Origin of the sequence: Chryseobacterium arachidis (assembly GCF_900129245.1) — a bacterium.
Lineage (GTDB): Bacteria > Bacteroidota > Bacteroidia > Flavobacteriales > Weeksellaceae > Chryseobacterium > Chryseobacterium arachidis.
Genome location: NZ_FQUT01000001.1, coordinates 352,446 through 372,761, shown reverse-complemented (window position 1 = coordinate 372,761; position 20,316 = coordinate 352,446). Strand labels below are relative to the sequence as shown.

The following is a 20,316-nucleotide window of genomic DNA, read 5'->3' as shown; positions in this document are numbered from 1 at the left end:
TTCAATCCCTTATGATTTGGCAAACCAGTTAAATTCCAGGCATTCCCGCAACTGCATCCTGCTTCGCTGTAAAATCTTCCAAAGATTAGTCGAAGAAATATTCAATTCCTGACTCACTTCGGGTGCTTTTTTTTCTTCAAGATAATACATTTTCATCGGAATCTTCCATCTGGAGGGCAAATCTTCGATACAGTCTTCCAATGTTTTATTAAAATCTCCGTTGTCGAGAAGTTCGGTTTCTTTCTCGGAGGCATCCCAATCATTAAGGACATCATCATTTTTCCACGAACCGTTTTCTTCAAAAAAATGGTCTAATTTTATATGTGGTTCGGATTTATATTTTTTACGGTAAAAATCAGCAACTTTATTACTGAGAATCGTCATTAGCCATGTCAAGGGTTTACTTTTCCCTTCAAAATTATCATACGACGAAAAAGCCGAAATAAAAACCTCCTGAACAATATCTTCTGCCTCAATTTTATCCGAAAGCAAATAAACTGCCCTTCTCAGCAATGGTTCAGAGTATTGTTCTATCCAGTTTTTAATTGTTTCGTTTTTTGTCATATTCAAGCTTTATCTTTTTCAGATCATCACGAATATAGTAAGTTAAAAGGAAAGAACAAAAAAATACACAGCATGAAGTTTATATGAATAAGCATGTAGATTTCTTCGTCGTTGAAATGATAAAATTCAAACAGACTCTTAAAACAGTAAACTATATTTTAGTATTCCTTTAAAAACCTTAAATTTGCATCTTATCAAAAATCTGTAAAAGCAAAAGCAATATATCATTATGACATCACAAGAGATTCGTCAGAAATTTTTAGATTATTTTAAAAGCAAAGGCCACCTTATCGTTCCTTCTGCGCCTATCGTGCTGAAAGACGACCCTACCCTCATGTTTTCCAACTCGGGAATGACGCAGTTCAAAGATTATTTTTTAGGTTACAAAGAGCCTAAAGCCCCAAGAATTGCCGATACTCAGAAATGTTTAAGAGTTTCAGGGAAGCATAATGATCTGGATGATGTGGGGAGAGATACCTATCACCACACCATGTTTGAAATGTTGGGGAACTGGTCTTTTGGTGATTATTTCAAAAAAGATGCTATTGCTTTTGCCTGGGAATTATTGACGGAAGTTTTCGGAATCCCGAAAGAAAACCTGTATGTAACGATTTTTGAAGGAGATGCTTCCGAAAATCTTGAAAGAGATCAAGATGCCTATAATTTCTGGAAATCTCACATTTCGGAAGACAGAATTATCAACGGAAATAAAAAAGACAATTTCTGGGAAATGGGAGAAAGCGGACCTTGCGGACCATGTTCTGAAATCCACGTAGATTTGAGAAGCGAAGAAGAAAAAGCTAAAGTTTCAGGATTGGAACTGGTGAACAACGACCACCCACAAGTAGTGGAAGTCTGGAATCTCGTTTTCATGGAATTCAACAGGAAAGCCGACAGAACGTTAGAAAAATTACCTGCACAACATGTGGACACCGGAATGGGCTTTGAGCGTCTTTGTATGGCGCTTCAGGGAAAGTCTTCCAATTACGACACCGATGTTTTCACACCGTTGATTGCTAAAGTTGAAGAACTTTCCGGTAAAAAATATACCGGAATTTTAGAAGACGAAAAAGATATCGCCATCCGTGTTGTGGTAGATCACATCAGAGCGGTTTCCTTCGCGATTGCAGACGGACAACTGCCATCCAACGGAGGTGCAGGGTACGTAATCAGAAGAATTTTGAGAAGAGGAATTTCTTATTCTTACCGATTCTTAGAGATGAAAGAACCTTTCCTTTATCAGTTGGTTGCAGTGCTTCAGGAGCAAATGGGTAAATTCTTCCCGGAATTGGAAAAACAGGGAACTTTGGTTACTGAAGTCATTAAAAGTGAAGAAGAATCTTTCCTTAATAAGATTGAAAATGGATTAATCAGAATCAACAATATCATCAAAGACACCCAAAACAAAGGAGAAACTGTAGTTCCCGGAAATTTGGTTTTTGAATTGTATGACACCCACGGATTTCCTGCAGATCTTTCAAGAATTATCGCCGAAGAAAAAGGGCTAACAATTGATGAAAAGGGCTTTGACGAGGAAATGAAGAAGCAAAAAGATCGTTCAAGAGGTGATTCTGAACAAAAAGTTTATGATTGGGTAAATTTAGAAGAAAGAGAAGAAAACTTCGTTGGTTACGATAAATTTGAATCTGAAACATACATTACAAGATACAGAAAAGTAGAAAATAAAGACGGAGAATTTTATCAGGTGGTGTTGAGCGAATCGCCTTTCTATCCGGAAGGTGGTGGACAAATCGGTGATAGAGGTGTCCTTGAAAATGCTACGGAAAGTTTCGAAGTTTTAGATACAAAAAAGGAAAACGGATTGATTATTTCTTTAATCAATGGGCTTCCGAAAGACGCAGGTGCACTTTTCTATGCGAAAGTAAATGTAACCGACAGAAAAAATTCTCAGGCGAACCACTCTGTAACGCACTTGTTGCATGAAGCGTTGAGAGAAGTTTTGGGAACTCACGTTGAGCAGAAAGGTTCTTACGTTGGTCCGGATTATCTGCGTTTTGACTTCTCCCATTTCAATAAAATGACTGAGGAAGAATTGACTTTGGTTGAAGATAAAGTGAACCAAAAAATCAAGGACAGTATTGCTTTACAGGAATTCAGAAATATCCCAATTCAGGAAGCTTTTGATAAAGGAGCAACCGGACTTTTTGGTGAAAAATATGGTGATTATGTAAGAATGATCCAGTTTGGAACCTCAATGGAACTTTGTGGTGGAACTCACGTGAAAAACACTAGTGAAATTGGTCATTTTAAAATTATTTCTGAAAGTTCTGCAGCAGCAGGAATCAGAAGAATTGAAGCCATTTCCGGAGATAAATCTGCAGAATATTTCAAAAGTTTAGAAAAGCAAATTACTGAACTTTCTCAATTACTGAAATCTAAAGATGTTGTAAAATCTATCGAGAAATTAATCTTAGAAAATTCAACATTAAAATCAGAAGTTGAAGCATTCAAAAAAGAAAAAGCAAAAGGCGAAATCGGCGACTGGAAAGGTGCTTATGAGCAAAAAGGGGATAAGTTACTTTTAGTGAAAAAAACTTCTTTGGATGCCGGTTCGGTAAAAGATATCGTCTTCCAGTTGAAGAAAGAAATCCCGACTTCTATAACGGTTATTTTGTCTGACGCAGACGGAAAACCAATGATTACCGTTGGCGTTTCTGATGATTTGGCAGGTGTTTATCAGGCCGGAGCATTGATTAAAGATTTAGCTAAAGAAATCCAAGGCGGTGGTGGTGGAAACCCAGGTTTCGCAACGGCTGGAGGAAAAAATCTTGATGGCTTGGAAAATGCTTATCAGAAAGCTTTGAATATTTAATTCTAAAAAGTATTTCTAAATATAATAAGACAGTTGTTTTTACGACTGTCTTATTATTTTTATCAAGGCTAATCGTCGCGTCAATTCGAGTAATTTTTTGCAAAAAAATTGTATCGAGAAGTTTATGATGTGAAAACTAATTTTGTCCTTCAGGTCAAAAGTTCTCGATACATTTTTCTTCCACTTCGTTACAGAAAAACACTCGAACTGACGACCGACTAACGGAGCAACTTTCTTCATATAAACCGATCGTCACTTCGAGTAACGGAGCGAAGCGGAGTGTATCGAGAAGCTATGATAAAAAAGACAGATTTTGTCCTTCAGTTCATTGGTTCTCGATACATTTTTCTTCCACTTCGTTACAGAAAAATACTCGACCTGACGAGCGACTAACGGAGCAACTTTCTTCATATAAACCGAACGTCACTTCGAGTAACGGAGCGAAGCGGAGTGTATCGAGAAGCTATGATAAAAAAGACAGATTTTGTCCTTCGACTCACAGGTTCTCGATACATTTTTCTTCCACTTCATTACAGAAAAACACTCGAACTGACGAGCGACTAACGGAGCAACTTTCTTCATATAAACCGATCGTCACTTCGAGTGCGGAGCGAAACGGAGTGTATCGAGAAGTTTTGTTGAAAAATACTCTAACTGACGGTGGTGGCGACTCATAATAAATCAATAAGAAAAAATATCATCTACCAAACTTCTTTTTCGCAAGATTAGGCAAATCTTCATACCGTCCCTCAATTAATGCTAATTTCTTTGCCTGAGACCAATTCTTAATCTTTTTCTCAAAAGTAATCGCTTGTTCGATATCCATAAACTGACAAAAATAAACTAATTGCAAAGGGCGTCTTGAGAAGGTATAAGAACCAAAATATTTACCATCCTGATGTTCGTCAAAACGTTTGTAAACATTTTCAGTGATACCAGTGTAATAGGTATTGTCTGAGCAAAGTAATATGTAGACAAATGATGTTTGCATGATTAATTGTTTAATGCTTTATTTCGATACTCCCCGTCACTTCGAGTAAGCTTTTGCAAAAAAGCTGTATCGAGAAGTTTGTGATGAAAAGACAAATTTGTCCTTCGGTTCACCGGTTCTCGATACATTTTTCTTCCACTTCGTTACAGAAAAAACACGAACTGACGAGCGACTAATGGAGCAACTTTCTTCATGTAAACCGAACGTCACTTTGAGTAACAGAGCGAAGCGGAGTGTATCGAGAAGTTTTGTTGAAAAGACAAATTTTGTGCTTCGATTCACCGGTTCTCGATACATTTTTCTACGCTACGCTTCGAAAAACACTCGAACTGACGAGCGACTAACGGAGCAACTTTCTTCATATAAACCGATCGTCACTTCGAGTGCGGAGCGAAGCGGAGTGTATCGAGAAGCTATGATAAAAAAGACAGATTTTGTCCTTCAGTTCATTGGTTCTCGATACATTTTTCTTCCACTTCGCTACAGAAAAACACTCGAACTGACGAGCGACTGACGAGCAAACTTTTTCACACCGGAGTTACAGGAGGAACTTCCTGCAATCCGCTTGGAGTGTCGTAGATGATGTAGTCGTTGTACTTGGCTTCGTTGGTTTCGTAGAAAATATCCTGACCGATACCTGCGTATTTTGTGAGCAGCTGATAAAGTTTGTTGAGGGCTTCTACTCTACCTTCAGCGGAGACATCACGATCGGATATTCCTTGTGCCTGTTTGTCGATGGCAACATCCAGTGCATCACGTTGTGTGACAAGAGTGGTTAGTTTTTCCGGGGTTAAACCTTCATCAGCAAGTTCGGTAAGGTATTTCTCTGCCGTAAGGCTCATGATTTTGGCGACACGTACAATTTCCGCATCACTTTGCTGACTGATTAAGGCATCGCCGAATTCCTTGTATTTGGCACTGTGCTGTCCGAAAACATTTTCCGCCATATTGAAAATACTACGCATGGATTTTTCCAATGCTTTTCTGGCGACTTCTTTTTGTTCGGTGAGATTTATTTTGATGGCTTCCAGCTGTTCATCGCTTGGGAAACTGTCTACTGTGTTTCGGGCCGTCGTGAGTTCGGTCTTTTTTGCAGTGTTGTAGCCACGATCTGTAAATTCGGTGATGTCTCTGTCGATTAAAGCAATGAATTCATCTGCTTTTTGTTTCAGGACAGAATCTGCAAGTCTGAAAGTACGGGTAACCTGTTCTTTTTTCATAATGGATTTTGTTTTTTGGGTTTAAAATATAGTATTGAAGTCTAAATTTATCTTTTGTGTTCATTCAGCAATTTTCACAAAACGGCTGTAAAGTATTGGAAAATAACAAATTGTACTTGATCGGCTCTTCGAACTGGTTGATTGGCTCTTCGAAGCGGTTGATTCCCTCTTCGAACTACTTGATTGCTTCTTCGAACCAGTTGATTGCCTTTACGAAACACTTGTACGACCTTTCGAAGGAGTTGCTGGTCTTAACGAAATGCCTGAACGTTATTTCTAAACGGTTGAAGCAGTCTTCAAACTCCTTGAGCGATCTAACGTAACGCTTTATCCGTTTTTGAGCTCAATAAGTTGTTGCTTAAAATTGTGTTTTTTGAATCCGAAAGTACCGGAAGCCTGTGCATGAACTGCGGGATTATTTTTAAATATCATCATTTTGTTTTTGGTTGTTCTTAAAACAAATATAAAAATATTTTTGAATAGTATGGGATTAGGATTTTATTTTTTTAAATGAGAAAACCTTATAAATAAATACACTTCATTTGAATAGGCATAGTTATTAGTTCCTATTTAAATTTTTGTTATATTTTTACCAAAGAAATCAATTATTATGAAAGTCAAATTAGGTCAAGCTGTAAAAATGTTTTTTGGAAATTCATCACTTGAAATGGTGTATTTTGAAGCCTTAAGTAACGCTATGGATGCTGGTGCAACACTAATTGATATTAAGATTTCAATTGATGCAGTAAATAGACCCGAAACATTAACTGTAGAAATTATAGATAACGGGGTTGGATTTGATGATAATCGATATAAAAAATTTTCAAATCTATTTGATGTTGAGGAAAGTTCACACAAAGGTCTTGGAAGGCTTGTCTACTTGTGTTACTTTGACGAAATAATTGTACAGAGTCAATTTGAAAAGGACAAAAAACGATTATTTACTTTTAATCAACAATTTGAAGAAGAAAAATTTAGCATTATTAGTAATAGTTCTGAACAAATTGGCACATCATTAAAAATGCAAAGTTATACATTGCAAAAAATAGCAAAATCTGAATATATATATCCACAATTCTTAAAAAAAAGAATCCTACAAGAGTTTTACTCACGACTTTTTAAATATAAAATCGAAAATAGGATTATTGAAATAAATATTTTTGCCACAATTGACGGTAAATCTTATAAAGAATTTCTAACAAGCAGCGAAATACCCGATATGCAATGTGTGAACATTGACGATAGTAGCCTAAACTTGTATGAAAATTTTCAATTATATTATTCGATTGAAAAATGTGATCCACATGAAACGGCACTAATATCAGCTATATCTGTTGATAATAGAACCTTTAAAGTAGAATTGGTGGCAGATGAAAATATTCCAACTGGATATAAAATGATTTTTTTACTCTTCTCAGATTTTTTCACAGGAAAAGTCGATGCGGCAAGACAAAATCTAACACTTACCAAAGTGGAATTAAAAGAGATACAGAAATTATTTCGAAAAAAAGTTACATCACTGATAGAAAAACATATTCCGCGCGTAAAAGTCACCAATGAAAAAATTAAAACTAGTCTTATAGACAGATATCCTCATTTAAATGGTTATTTTGACACTGATAATATAGGTTACATTAAAAGAAACGAAATACTAAGAAATGCTCAAGAAGAATTTTTTAAGGCACAAAAAGAACTGCTTGATGCAACTCAGTTAACCGATGAACAGTTTAAAAAATCTCTCGAAATTTCTGATAGAGCTTTAACGGAATATATTTTATTTAGACAACTAACTATTGAAAAACTTAGAAATTCTACTAAAGATGATTCAGAGACTTATTTACATGAAATTATCGCATCAAAAGGGAAGAATGGGAAATTTTTAAAAGAGAATCTCATAAATGATATTTATAAAAATAATTCTTGGCTTTTAGATGATAAATACATGACATATGAAGTCACTTTAAGTGATAGAGAAATGTCCGAATTAGTTACTTATTTGGTTGATGAGGAAGTAGAAAAAGATATAGATAGACCTGATTTTGCCTTCATTTTTTCAAATAATCCCAACGAAAATAAGCCTTTTGATGTGGTGATAGTTGAAATTAAAAAACGTGGGGTTAATCAATATGATAACTTAAAAACTATTAATCAGTTAGAAACTCGTGCGAGAAATCTAAATAAATATTATAATAATAAGGTACAGCGTGTTTGGTATTATGGAATTATCGAATTTAACGATGAAATTGAGTTAGCATTATCTGGCCGTTTTACCGAATTATATTCAAGTGGGAAATTATATTATACAGAAACTGAAGTAGCTATTTCATTACGGCCGAAAATGACAATTCCAATTGGAATTTTTATGTGGGATATTGATGCCGTCGTACGAGACGCAGATGCTCGTAACAGTACATTTTTAAACTTTATTAAAAGTAAGTTTTCAACACAATAGATTCACTCTCTCTAAATATTATTATAACTAGATATATAATAAACAAGCACTCAATTGAGTGCTTGTTTTAAATTTCTTCAAAAAATTCTACTATCTCACTTTCCTGTCTAGGATTAGGTCGGAATTTCCCAGAACAATAATATGCTTCTTGCAAAGCTTCTTTTATAGCTATAGCAGTTTCCTTATCTTGTGCATAGAACTCAAATTTGGCTATTTCTTTGTTACCTCCTTGGGCTACTGAATACATCGCTGTAATTGTAAATTAATATTTTTTCATTAATTTATTTTTTTAAATATAGTTTAAAATTTAAATAAAAAAAATAGATTTTTGAATTGTTGTTTTTGATTTGTAATCTTATAACTTATAATAATTTTTACTCAAACCGACGGAATTCAAATTTTAGAAATATTGGAGACTTTCAGAAAGCCTTAAAAACTCTTAAATAAAATTTCAATTCTCATTCATTAATGAAATTATACACTGAAAAATCAATCTTATTCAATTGAAACACAACCCATTTTATTTTTAACAAAAGATTATATTTTTTCATGAAGTTTTGTAACCTTCTTATCAATAGTTTTGTCTTACTAATAAACAAGATTAATGACCAGACTTTTATTTTCACTGTTTTTATTCTCAACAGCATTACTTTTCGGACAGGTTCAACTGAAAGTTATCAGTAAAGCCAATAAAGAACCCATCCACAATGCAGCCGTCTACTGTGATGATGAACTTCTCGGGAAAACAGATTTCAACGGTAATTTGTCCTTTAAAACCAAATGTAAAAAGGTAGAAATTCTGGCGAGTAATTTTGAAGATATTCTGGCAGATGTAAAAAAATCGATGGAAGTTTCGATGAAGCCTTTGTCAGAAAAAGTGGGCAATATTGATAAAGTGGTTATTAATGATAAAAGTGATCCTAAAGCTTTAAGAATTCTGGATGAACTCAATAAAAGAGCCAAAGAAAACTCTCCGAAATCTCTGGATTCCTACAATTTTAAATCGTACAGCAAATTTTCTTTAGACGTGGACAAAGATTCTGTGGATGTGTATAAAAACTTTCTGGCGATCAGAAAAGATTCGCTTTCAAAGGTGGATCAAAAAGATTTTAAGCAGAAAGAAAAAGATAAAAAAGATTCTTTAACGGCGGAAGATTTTATCAGTGCCACCGAGCAAAGCCAGATGTTTCTTTGGGAAAAAGCAACGGAATACAAATACTCCAAGAGTTTTGGCGAAAAAACCAATATCATCGACAACAGAATGTCCGGTTTTAAAAACCCTATTTATGAAGCTTTAGCCATTAATATTTCTAATCTGGACAGAACCCCAAGACAGCTGAAACCGGAAAACAGAAAACTCTTTAATTTCTATCTTTCCGATACTTTGCAGATTGACGGAAGGAAAACCTATGTCATCAAATTCAAGGAAATTATCGATAAAAAGAAGCAGAATCCGAGAAAATTCAACGGAAAAATCTATGTGGATTCAGAAACCTATGCTTTGAAAAAGTTTGAAAGTCAGAACAAAAAACAGAATGAAGGCGATATTGTCTCTGTCTGGAAACCGATTGACGGAAAATGGTTCCTGGATTATGAAGACATCAAATTAAAAATGGGCAGCCAAAGTTTTAATACCTCTAAAAAAGACAGCTTGAAGTCGGGACAGACTGTAAAATACAACCGAAAAAAATTCGGAAGCTACCTGTACGTAAAAAACCGTTTCTTCGATTTTGAACTGAACCAGAAACAAAAAGCCTCCGATTTTAAAGGCTATTCTCTGGAAATGAAAAACGCAGACGGCAGCCTTTTGGAAAAATACAGAACCGATAGTCTTACGGCAAGAGAAAGCGCTACCTACACCAATATCGACAGCCTCGTACAGAAACATAATTTTGAGAAAAAATTAACCACCTTAACCCAACTGCTGAGAGGAAATATCCGCTATAAAATGATTGATTTTGATATTACCAAACTTTTCAGTTACGATCAATATCAGGGTATACGTTTGGGAGCAGGTTTGAAACTGAATGAAAAATTCAGTAAAACTTTTTCTCCGGACGGATATTTCGGATATGGCTTTAAAGACCATCGCTGGAAATACGGTTTGGGACTTGATGTAAGGTTGTCTGACAAGAGAACTTCTGTGTTCCGTATCGACTATGTGGATGATGTTTTTGCGGCAGGAAGATTCAGCAATACTATGTGGGATATGATGATGAAAGTTTCGGATATCAACCTTGATCTTCACAACGGTACTTTTTACAAAAATCAGAAATGGGGAGCTTCCTATTTATATGATATTTCCAATTCATTAAGCATGAAAATTGCCGTAAATAAAGAAAAACAGCAGGCTCTTTTCGATTATCAGTATCAAAATTTAGGGAACAGTTTCGATAATACAAGTGCCACATTATCCTTAAAATTTGCTCCGAATGATAAGAATATTATGACGCCAAGCGGAAAGTACACCTATGAAAAAGCTTATCCTCAGATTTTTATGAATTATGAAAAAGGATTTAAAACTTTGGGCGGAGATTTGGATTATCACAGAGTTGACGCTTTGATTATTCATCAGTTCAGATCTAAATTAGGCTCTACCAACATCAAGCTTTTCGGCGGAATTTCTTCGGGAAGTGCTCCGATCTGGAAAAACTTTGAAATTGCCGGGCAAAACGATACAAATGTTGACACATGGTCTTCAAACATCAGTACACCTTCGAATTTAGGATTTACAACGATGCCTTCAGGAACTTTTTTTGCCGATAAATTTGTTGCCTTTAAAGTTTCTCAAAACCTGCCTTTCAGATTTAAAACATTCGGAACAAGATATTCCAACATTGAGCTGGAATATCAGGCTGCGGTCGGGAACATGAAAAACAGAGAAGATCATCAGTTCCAGTTTCAGGTGCTTGATCATTTCTATCAGGAAGTCGGCTTTATCTGGAACCGATTTTTGGGTACGGGTTTCGGAGTTGGATTTTCCTATAGGTTAGGACATTATCAGACTTCCGAATTCAAAGACAATTTTGGAATTAAGCTGAGGTTTAATCTTTTAAATTAAAACCTGATTATTTATAAAACTCCCGAATTATCCGGGAGTTTTTTCTATTGTTTTGAAAGATAATTCCAATGAAACCTGACATTAATATCAATTAACAAAACTTTTCCAGGATAATAAATATCATTAATTTTGGCAAGTTTTCTATGAAAAGGATTTTATTGTTTTTATGTCTTTCAATCTGCATTTTTGGTTTTTCACAATCAAAAGTTACCTCTATTGAGGGCGTTGTGATAGAAGATAAAAGCGATCCGCGCGCACTGGAAATTCTGAAAAAAGTAAATCAGTACTTCCATGAAAATTCTCCGAAAACATTAGATTCCTACTCTTACAAATCTTACGAAAAAATTTCTCTGGATATTGATGAAGACAGCATTGCGCAGTTCAACAAGTTTTTCGAGGAAACCGGAATGTTCAAGAAAAAAAGAGAAAAAGATTCATTAAACAACATATCTGCCCGAAAAATATTTTCAAAAAGCAAACTCTTTCTCTGGGAAAGGGCTCAGGAATTTTTATACGCTAAAAAATACGGTGAAAAAATCAATATTCTCGACAATAGAATTTCCGGACTGAAACAGCCGATCTACGAAATGATCGCTCTTCAGCAAAGCAACAGAGACAAACTTCCCGATCAGCTGAAACAGGAAAACCGCGGACTTTACCGATTCTTTCTCACCGACACAATTGACATGGACGGGAGAAAAAATTTCGTCATCCGCTTCAGAGAAGTGAATTATAAAAAACCCGACAAAAAGAGGAAATATAACGGAGCTATTTATATAGATACCGACACCTACGGCGTTAAAAAAATTGAAAATTTCAGTAAAAATAAAAACGACGGAATTATTACCAGCACCTGGACTTATTTCAATAACAAGTGGTTTCTGGCTCACGAAACCGTAAAGTTGAAAATGAGCAATATGGCGATGGAAGAAGATGATAAAGAACACCCCAATGAAAAACACGACAAAAAAAATAAGCAGAGCTTCGGAACTTATGCTTTTCTGACTTCAAGATATTTTGATTATAAATCGCCTACAGAAAACAATAAAAACGATTTTAAAGGATATACTTTTTCCGTAAAAAACATCGATGGAAAAACCCTCGATCAGTATCGCACCGATCCTTTGACAGAACGGGAAAAAAACACGTATAAAACTATCGACAGTTTAGGAAAAAAATACAATATTGACCGTAAAGCGAAAGTTTTAGGAGGGTTGTTACTGAATGGACAGATCAAAGTCGGTGTTGTGGATTTTGCGGTGGATGAGATCGTTAATTATAACCTGTATGAAGGTTTCAGAGTAGGCTTAAAAGCCAAGCTGAATGAAAATTTCAATCCCTATTTTTCGCCTGATTATACATTTGCATACGGCTTCAAAGATGATAAATGGAAATACAGAATCGGTCTGGATATTAAAACAACTTTGGAAAAAGACTCTTATTTCAGAGTTGATTATTACGATGATGTAACGGCTTCCGGAGAATTTTACAGAAGACTCTGGAACTTTAAAATGAGAATGGCAAATTATGGAAACAACCTCAACAATGATCGGTATTATCGTTACAAAGGAGCTTCCGTTTCGTACTTAAATGATGTGACAAATGGCTTAACTCTCGTGTTTGCAGCCAGAAGAAATCTTGAAGAAGCCATGTTCGATTACTCTTTCAGAGACAGAGGTTCGTCATTTGATAATTTCAATACACTATTTACTCTAAAGTATTCTCCCAATTCTACGAATCTGATGACCCCACAGGGAAAATCTCTGATCGACCAAAAATATCCTGAGCTGTATTTTAACTACGAACAGAGTTATAAAATTTTTGGCGGAGATTTTAATTATACCCGTTTTGATGCACTTTTCGTACATAATTTTAAAACAAGATTCGGAACAACAGGCTTCAGATTATATGGTGGAATGGTTTTTGGAGATGCCCCCATCTGGAAAAATTTTACCATGAACGGACTGGCCTCACCAAGAAGGGACTTTAATTTTAACCTTACTTCATTTCTTGGCTTTGCAACACTGGAAGGCGGAAAATATTACAATGACAGGTTTGTAGCCTATTATTTTACCCATAAACTTCCCTGGTATTTTAAAAGTTTCGGACAGAATATTTCGAGCTTCGACTTTGTTTTAAGAGGAACCATCGGTAATATGAAATATCCCGAATATCATCAGTTTAAATTCCGCCCGTTAAATCATTTATATCAGGAAGTTGGTCTGGAATGGAATAATTTTCTTTCCACTTACTTCAATTTGGGGTTATTTTACAGGGTCGGATATTACACCACTCCGAATTTTATGCAGAACTTTGCGATTCAGTTTAAATTAAAACTATTGGAATTTTGATTTATGAACAATAAGTTATGAGTAATGAGCAATAAAAAATCAATAATAAAACAATGCAAAAAATCGAAATAAAAGCAGAACAGTTTTTCGAATTATTAAAATTAAAAGATACTTCCATGTGGGAAATTTTCGCTCAGATGATTGACGGAAGCGAGAAAGAAATTATCTTTCTGGATGACGAAGATAAAATCCTTTTCAATTATATTCTTCCTTCGGAACAGGAAAAACTGGAAGAAGACAGAAAAGAGTTTTCTAAACAGTTTGCTGATAAATTGGCGGATCTTAATTAATGTCGGAGAGTTTTAGCGTAAAGAGTAATAGAGTTTTTCTCAGGAACTATTACTCTACAACGCTCCCACTCTCGAACAGGTCAATCGTTTTCTTTGCTTCCGCAACATCGTGAACTCTCAAAATTTTTGCGCCTTGCTGTAAGACCTTTATATGTAATTTCTGCGTTTCTTCGTTGATATCTAAAGAAGATTTTCCTAAAGGCTTATAAATAAAAGATTTTCTTGAAATCCCTATCAGCAAAGGAAATCTCCCAAAACCTAAATATCGAACCTCATCGATCATTTTCATCTGATCCTCTACTGTTTTTCCGAATCCAAAGCCGGGATCAAGAATAATATCACTGACCCCTTTTTCCAATAATTCAGCTGTTTTTTCAGAAAAATACTGATTCACAGAAAGCGTAATATCTGCGAATTTTATTTTGTCATGCATTGTTTCATAGGAAGGATTTACATGCATTAAAATGTAAGGAAGCTTTGTTTCTGCGGCTGTCTCAAACATATTGTTGTCATAATGTCCGCCGGAAATATCGTTGATGATATCCATACCTTCATTAAAGCCAAATTTTACCGTTTCGGAATAAAAGGTATCCAGAGAAACCAAAGCTTCAGGAAATTCTTTTTTGATTAATAAAATCATATTTCCAATTCTTCTGATTTCCTCTCCAGCACTTAGAAATTCGGCATTCGGCCTTGTTGATTGTGGTCCGATATCAATAATTTCAGCTCCATCTTTCAGCATTTTTTCCGTTTGTTCTAAGGCTGATTTTTCATTGTTAAATTTTCCGCCATCAGAAAAAGAATCCGGAGTTAGATTCAAAATTCCCATAATTTTCGGAACTGTTAAATCTACTAATCTTCCGTTGCAGTTGATTGAGGGAGAGAGTTGGTGAGTTTGAGAGTTTGGGGATTGGAGAGGTAATGAGTTGGATGATTTATGAGTAGACATTTTAGAATGATGAATTGAAATTTATCCTACAAAATTAAAACAAAAAAGAATAAAACATCTACCCCAAAACTTTTACATTTAAAAACTCAAACTCTAAAACCCTCAGACCCACCAACACAAAAACCCTCCCACTCTTAAACTCTCCCACCCTACAATCCCTGCAACACACAAAAATTCGTATATTTGAAAGATTAAGAGAATTTATGTCAAAAACATCAGTACAGTTCGAGAAAATTATTGGTCAGTGCCGTGAGCTTTTCAGCAAAAAATTACAGGATTACGGTGCAGCATGGAGGGTTTTAAGACCGAGTTCAATTACGGATCAGATTTACATTAAAGTTAACAGAATCCGAACGTTACAGATGACCGATAAAAAAATGGTGGATGAAAGCGAAGAAGACGAATTCATCGCCATTGTGAACTACTCTATTATCGGACTTATTCAGCTTGAAAAAGGCTTTTCCAACGATTTTAACGAAAATAAAGAAGAGATTTTACATCTTTACGACAAATATTCTACGGATGCCCGGAATTTAATGGAAAGAAAAAACCATGATTATGGCGAAGCGTGGAGAGATATGAGGATTTCTTCCATTACCGATTTAATTTATCAGAAAGTTTTAAGAACAAAACAAATAGAAGACAATCAGGGTGTTACCATCGTTTCTGAAGGATTAGATGCCAATTATTTTGACATGCTCAACTATGCCGTTTTCTGCCTGATCAAATTCTCTGAAAAAGAAAACAACATCAAATCACAAACTATATAACTATGATCAAAGGTTTATTACGTTTTATTATCGCAATTATTTTCATCCTTTCGGGCTTCGTGAAGGTGGTAGACTTGGTAGGTTTTTCTTTCAAAATGGAAGAATATTTCGCTCCCAATGTCTTTAATATGCCATTTTTTGAGAAATTTGCCTTACCGCTTTCAATATTTGTGGTGGTTTTGGAGCTTCTTCTTGGATTTATGCTTTTAATTAAATTAAAACTTAAATTCACACTTTCCGCTTTAATTGCGCTTTGTATTTTCTTTGGTTTCCTTACATTCTATTCTGCCTATTACAATGTAGTAACCGATTGTGGATGTTTTGGAGATGCGATAAAATTCACGCCTTGGCAGAGCTTTGTGAAAGATATTGTGCTTTTGCTTGGTCTAATTATCGTATTTTTTCTTTACAGAAAAGACTTTAAGAAAAAAGATGCGTACAGCTACAGCCCAAAAAAAGAGTCCGGGAACAAATTTAAATATATTCTTCTGGGTGTATTTTCTGTGGCAATGATTCTGGTGGGCGCTCATGGCATTGTTCACGAGCCGGCTATCGATTTCCGTGATTATAAAATCGGGACAGACTTAAAAGCAGAGAAAGCAAAAATCAATAAAAACCCGTCAGAATACAAGACTTTTTATTCGCTTAAGAATTCGAAAACGGGAGCGGTTTTAAAAGTTAATCAGGACGATTATATCAAAAAAACAGAATATTGGGCAGAAGGTTCTCCATGGAAAATTGAAGAAGGAAAGAACGAATCTGTCTTGGTAAAGGAAGGATACAAATCTGAAATCGCAAAATTTAAAATTGAAGATCCTACAGGTCAGGAAATGACTGCAGAAATTATCAATGCTCCAAAAGCAATCATCGTATTCTCTTATCATCCGCAAAATGTTTCCCCGGAGTTAATAAAAGAGCTTGAGGCGAGAGTTAAAACACAGGGAGCAACGGTTGTATATGGGGTTTCAACGCTTCCGAATACGTTTAAAACCATTAAAAACCTGATGATGGATGCGACAGCTATTAAAACCATTGCGAGAAGCAATCCATTTGTTTTGATTTTAGAAAATGGCAAGATTGTTGACAAACAGCCTGCGAAAGATTATTTGAAATAACAAATGGTGAATTGTCAATTGTGAAACCCAAAACAAAAAACTTTAAACACTAAACTTTAAACTATATTATTTATAAATGCAAAAGTCTAATAAACCGATTGCCGGTTACCATCTATTAATGATTCTTTCTTCTGTAGACGGAGAATTTGCTCCGGAAGAAGGAATGCTTGTTCAGCAATATTTAGCGGATGAATTTCCTTTTAAAATGAATTTGGATAACGAGCTTGAAACGATAGCATTATTGCAGCCGGAAGAATGGAAAGATCATTTCGAGTTCCATGCTCGTTGTTTCTATGACGATTCTACGGAAGAAGAGCGTACAAATTTTGTACAGTTTGCCAAGACACTGATTAAAGCAGACAATGTAGTAACAGACGAAGAACACACGTTCTACACACTTTTGAAAAACCTTTGGAATATCTAATTAATTGAGAAATTAGATATCAGAAGTTAGAAATTAGTCTAAAACTTACTGTTATTCTAACTTCTAATATCTAGCCTCTAACTTCTAAAATAAAAAATCTATGAGAAGAAAAATAGTTGCAGGAAACTGGAAAATGAATAAAAATGTAATTGATGCACAGCAATTAATGGTTCAGTTACTAAGCTATAAAAACAATAATGCTACGAACTGTGAAGTTTGGATTGCTCCTCCGGCATTGTACTTAATGATGGCAAAAGATATTTTCGAAAAAGATGAAATCGGAGTTTTTGCACAGGATATCAGCGAGCACGAAAGCGGGGCGTACACAGGAGAAATTTCTGTAGACATGCTGGAATCTATCGACGCAACGGGTTCTTTAATTGGACATTCTGAAAGAAGACAATATCATGGTGAAACAGATTCTCACTGCAACAGAAAAGTGAAATTGGCTTTGGATAAAGGCTTAATCCCTGTTTACTGTAATGGTGAGACGTTAGAACAAAGAAAAGCAGGCCAGCATTTCGAAGTGGTAAAAAACCAGACTGAAGTTGCTCTTTTCACCCTTTCTGCAGAAGAAATTAAAAAAGTAGTAATTGCTTACGAACCGGTTTGGGCAATCGGAACCGGTGAAACGGCAACTCCTGAACAGGCTCAGGAAATTCATGCCCACATCAGAAGTATCATCGCTGCAAAATACGGACAGGAAGTTGCTGATGAGGTTTCTATCCTTTACGGAGGTTCTGTAAAACCCGACAATGCTAAAGAAATTTTCTCTCAGCCGGATATCGACGGAGGCCTGATCGGTGGAGCAGCTTTGAAATTGGAAGATTTCTCTAAGATTATTGAAGGATTCAATTCATAACAGAAATTAAAGATATATAAACCATCGGATCCGGTGGTTTTTTTATGCCTAAAATGTAAAGCCAAAAATAAAATATCGCTCTCGATAATCAATTGCTTTTCCCGATAGAAAATAGACGTAAAGTTTCTTTTGAAATAACCCTGAAAAAGATTCAGAAAGCGTATATACAATCTTTTGCTCTTGAGTATAAACCGGAATTATAATTCCGTAAAATTCCTTAATCTCAGCCGCAATCAGATCTAAGAAATTATTTTTGGATGATGACATAAGCCCGTTTATTATTTAAGTTAAATTTACGTACGATAAATTTTTGTTTCCGGATTTACAAATTATGAAATTGTATGTAAAATCCATTCATCAAAAATGAAAACGGTATTTATTCAATAAAAAAAGTCTCTCACAATGAGAGACTTCCGTATTACTAATTTAAGATTCTACTGGATATCCACAATATACATCGTTCCTTTGTCCTGTTTTCCAGTTTTAGGGAGAATTTTTGTTTTAGGGTTCCCGGCTCCGTCGTCTGCAACACCAAAATCATCGTCATTAAAAACAGCAAGCTTATTATTACCTAAATACACAATTCCTTCGAATTTATCGTGCTCATAACCTAATTTTGCCACCAGATCTACTGCTAAAGTTTTTGTTACCGGTTTTAATCCGGCCGTATTAATTTCGTCCCAAGTCGATTGTTCAAGTGCTTTTCCGTTGATTTTCATTCCGTCAACTGCGGTTAAATCTGTTCCTGATACATCAGAGGCATTCGCAAGATTGATTCTGTATACTTTTTTCAGTCCCCCAACCGAACCGAAATTTCCGTCTCTTTCGATTACTAAAAATTCTGTATTGCTGATCGGGGTGATATCGCAGACTGAGTCTGAAGCACCTCCATCCTGCCTGTATAAATATTGTTTTGTCTGTCCTGTTGCCAAGTCAAAAGTGACAATTCTTGTCAGAGTCGTATTGGTAGCCAAAGCTTTTGTCGGCACATACATGGTCGACTGCATCGTTCCTACCAGCATTTTTCCGTCCGGAGTCATACACATTCCTTCCATACCACGGTTAGGTCTTCTTTTGGCAAAAACAGCAGGCAATTTTCTTGTTCCTGTGTTCACGCCAATCGGACTGATTCTTTCCATTTCTACCCCATCGGCATTATAATGAACAATGTGAGGACCATATTCATCAGACACCCAAAAAGTTCCGTCTGCTGCAGCAACAATACTTTCACTGTCCAATCCGTAATTATCGGTTCCTAAGACGCTTCCGTCTGCTGCATACGCAATTTCTCCCGTACTTCCCATTCCAGCCGGGTTCGGAAGACCTGTAATAGGCTGTCCTGATGGATTTTTCAGCTTAATATATTTAATAACTTCAATATTTCCGTCTGCATTAATTTTGAAATGCATAATACTCGGCGTAAAATCCGGAACTAGAATCTTGATCCCGTTGGAATATGCTACATTCGGGCCACGATCGGTAATCACATAGAATTCTCCTTTTCTTGTCGGGTGTGCTGTGGCTCCAGAACCGAAACCACCGTTGATGATATTTACACCATTCAGAGTTTTTAAAGTGCTGAAGGGAAATTCCTGTGGAAGTTTAGAGTAATCAATATTCTGATTATTGTTATTATCATCGTTATTACATGCCGTGAACGAAATGAAGGCAAGTAAAGGTAATAAGATCTTTTTCATGTTTACTTTTATTGGAGGCGAAAGTAAATATTGATTATAAACTGTACTTAAATGGAATGATAACTATTTTTTAATTATGATTAATCATTGAGAAAAGCTTTAAATATTTAAAATAAAAATTAATCAATACTTACCGAATTACCCTTCGGTTTCACCGATCATTTTTGCCTATTCAACGAAATCCGAACTGTTTCATAAGAATTCTGACGGATCTTTACATCAGAAAAAACAATCATATCAACACTTTAAATCTTACTATTATGAAAACAAAAATCGGAATTACAGAACAAAACACAGAGGCTGTAGCAACACAATTGGCAAAATTACTGGCTGATGAAACGGTACTTTACATCAAAACCAGAAACGCACACTGGAACGTTACCGGCGATAATTTTCACGCCAACCATATTTTCTTCGAAGAACAATACAAACAATTGGATGAATTAATCGACAGCGTGGCAGAACGTCTGCGTAAAATTGGACATTATGCGCCTGCAACCATGAAAATATATTTGGAACTTACCCATCTTACAGAATACAGCGACAGAACAAACGACGGCTTAGGCTATATGAAAGATTTATTAAGCGACCACGAAAGCATTATCGAATTCCTTAGAGGAAACATCACTCCTTTTGCCGAAGAATACAAAGATTACGGAACCAGCGATTTCATTACGGGACTGATGGAAACTCACGAAGAAATGGCCTGGATGATCCGTTCATACTTCAGATAAACC

General features: G+C 35.5%; 16 protein-coding genes. 10 read left to right on the top strand and 6 right to left on the bottom strand.

Going from position 1 to position 20,316, the window contains the following annotated elements; all coding sequences use genetic code 11:
• Window positions 1–9 precede the first annotated feature (9 nt).
• Window positions 10–564 carry a sigma-70 family RNA polymerase sigma factor gene (locus BUA89_RS01700; protein ID WP_072952896.1) on the bottom strand — a complete coding sequence of 185 codons (555 nt, stop codon included), beginning with the start codon at window positions 562–564 and terminating at the stop codon, window positions 10–12.
• Between the two features lie 229 nt (window positions 565–793).
• Here BUA89_RS01700 and alaS point away from each other — a divergent pair, with 229 nt between their 5' ends.
• Complete coding sequence (alaS, locus tag BUA89_RS01695) at window positions 794–3,397, top strand: alanine--tRNA ligase (RefSeq protein WP_072952895.1); 2,604 nt, start codon at window positions 794–796, stop codon at window positions 3,395–3,397.
• Window positions 3,398–4,094: 697 nt separating this feature from the next.
• On the opposite strand, the gene BUA89_RS01690 is transcribed toward alaS, so the two are convergent.
• Both BUA89_RS01690 and BUA89_RS01685 read right to left on the bottom strand, forming a co-directional pair.
• Window positions 4,095–4,388 carry a GIY-YIG nuclease family protein gene (locus tag BUA89_RS01690; RefSeq protein ID WP_072952894.1) on the bottom strand — a complete coding sequence of 98 codons (294 nt, stop codon included), beginning with the start codon at window positions 4,386–4,388 and terminating at the stop codon, window positions 4,095–4,097.
• A gap of 527 nt (window positions 4,389–4,915) precedes the next feature.
• On the bottom strand, window positions 4,916–5,608 hold the full coding sequence (locus tag BUA89_RS01685; protein ID WP_072952893.1) for a hypothetical protein: 693 nt from the start codon (window positions 5,606–5,608) through the stop codon (window positions 4,916–4,918).
• 610 nt (window positions 5,609–6,218) lie between these two features.
• Between BUA89_RS01685 and BUA89_RS01680 the strand changes: the two genes are divergently transcribed.
• Complete coding sequence (locus BUA89_RS01680; protein WP_072952892.1) at window positions 6,219–8,060, top strand: ATP-binding protein; 1,842 nt, start codon at window positions 6,219–6,221, stop codon at window positions 8,058–8,060.
• Window positions 8,061–8,127: 67 nt separating this feature from the next.
• Here the strand turns inward: BUA89_RS01680 and BUA89_RS01675 are convergent, their stop codons facing one another.
• A complete protein-coding gene (locus BUA89_RS01675) occupies window positions 8,128–8,307 on the bottom strand; it encodes a hypothetical protein (protein ID WP_072952891.1) in 180 nt (59 codons plus the stop codon).
• 357 nt (window positions 8,308–8,664) lie between these two features.
• Here BUA89_RS01675 and BUA89_RS01670 point away from each other — a divergent pair, with 357 nt between their 5' ends.
• From BUA89_RS01670 to BUA89_RS01660, 3 genes are all read left to right on the top strand, one after another.
• Window positions 8,665–11,121, top strand: a complete 2,457-nt coding sequence (locus tag BUA89_RS01670; RefSeq protein WP_072952890.1) for a DUF5686 family protein — start codon at window positions 8,665–8,667, stop codon at window positions 11,119–11,121.
• 143 nt (window positions 11,122–11,264) lie between these two features.
• Window positions 11,265–13,472, top strand: a complete 2,208-nt coding sequence (locus tag BUA89_RS01665; RefSeq protein ID WP_072952889.1) for a DUF5686 family protein — start codon at window positions 11,265–11,267, stop codon at window positions 13,470–13,472.
• 53 nt (window positions 13,473–13,525) lie between these two features.
• A complete protein-coding gene (locus BUA89_RS01660) occupies window positions 13,526–13,762 on the top strand; it encodes a hypothetical protein (RefSeq protein ID WP_072952888.1) in 237 nt (78 codons plus the stop codon).
• 49 nt (window positions 13,763–13,811) lie between these two features.
• Here the strand turns inward: BUA89_RS01660 and folP are convergent, their stop codons facing one another.
• A complete protein-coding gene (gene folP, locus BUA89_RS01655; protein ID WP_143152258.1) occupies window positions 13,812–14,591 on the bottom strand; it encodes a dihydropteroate synthase in 780 nt (259 codons plus the stop codon).
• A gap of 323 nt (window positions 14,592–14,914) precedes the next feature.
• On the opposite strand from folP, the gene BUA89_RS01650 reads away from it, so the two are divergent.
• The 4 genes from BUA89_RS01650 to tpiA all read left to right on the top strand — a co-directional run bounded on the left by BUA89_RS01650 (window position 14,915) and on the right by tpiA (window position 17,882).
• A complete protein-coding gene (locus tag BUA89_RS01650; RefSeq protein ID WP_072952887.1) occupies window positions 14,915–15,481 on the top strand; it encodes a DUF1599 domain-containing protein in 567 nt (188 codons plus the stop codon).
• 2 nt (window positions 15,482–15,483) lie between these two features.
• A complete protein-coding gene (locus BUA89_RS01645; protein WP_072952886.1) occupies window positions 15,484–16,596 on the top strand; it encodes a BT_3928 family protein in 1,113 nt (370 codons plus the stop codon).
• A 76-nt stretch (window positions 16,597–16,672) separates the two neighbouring features.
• The gene (locus BUA89_RS01640; RefSeq protein WP_072952885.1) at window positions 16,673–17,020 is read left to right on the top strand and encodes a tellurite resistance TerB family protein; all 348 of its coding nucleotides are present in this window, start codon (window positions 16,673–16,675) and stop codon (window positions 17,018–17,020) included.
• Between the two features lie 100 nt (window positions 17,021–17,120).
• On the top strand, window positions 17,121–17,882 hold the full coding sequence (gene tpiA / locus BUA89_RS01635; RefSeq protein ID WP_072952884.1) for a triose-phosphate isomerase: 762 nt from the start codon (window positions 17,121–17,123) through the stop codon (window positions 17,880–17,882).
• Window positions 17,883–18,316: 434 nt separating this feature from the next.
• On the opposite strand, the gene BUA89_RS01625 is transcribed toward tpiA, so the two are convergent.
• Window positions 18,317–19,579: an esterase-like activity of phytase family protein gene (locus BUA89_RS01625; RefSeq protein ID WP_072952882.1), complete on the bottom strand. Its 1,263-nt coding sequence runs from the start codon at window positions 19,577–19,579 to the stop codon at window positions 18,317–18,319.
• Window positions 19,580–19,839: 260 nt separating this feature from the next.
• Here BUA89_RS01625 and BUA89_RS01620 point away from each other — a divergent pair, with 260 nt between their 5' ends.
• Window positions 19,840–20,313 carry a Dps family protein gene (locus BUA89_RS01620; protein WP_072953272.1) on the top strand — a complete coding sequence of 158 codons (474 nt, stop codon included), beginning with the start codon at window positions 19,840–19,842 and terminating at the stop codon, window positions 20,311–20,313.
• The last annotated feature ends 3 nt before the right edge of the window (window positions 20,314–20,316 follow it).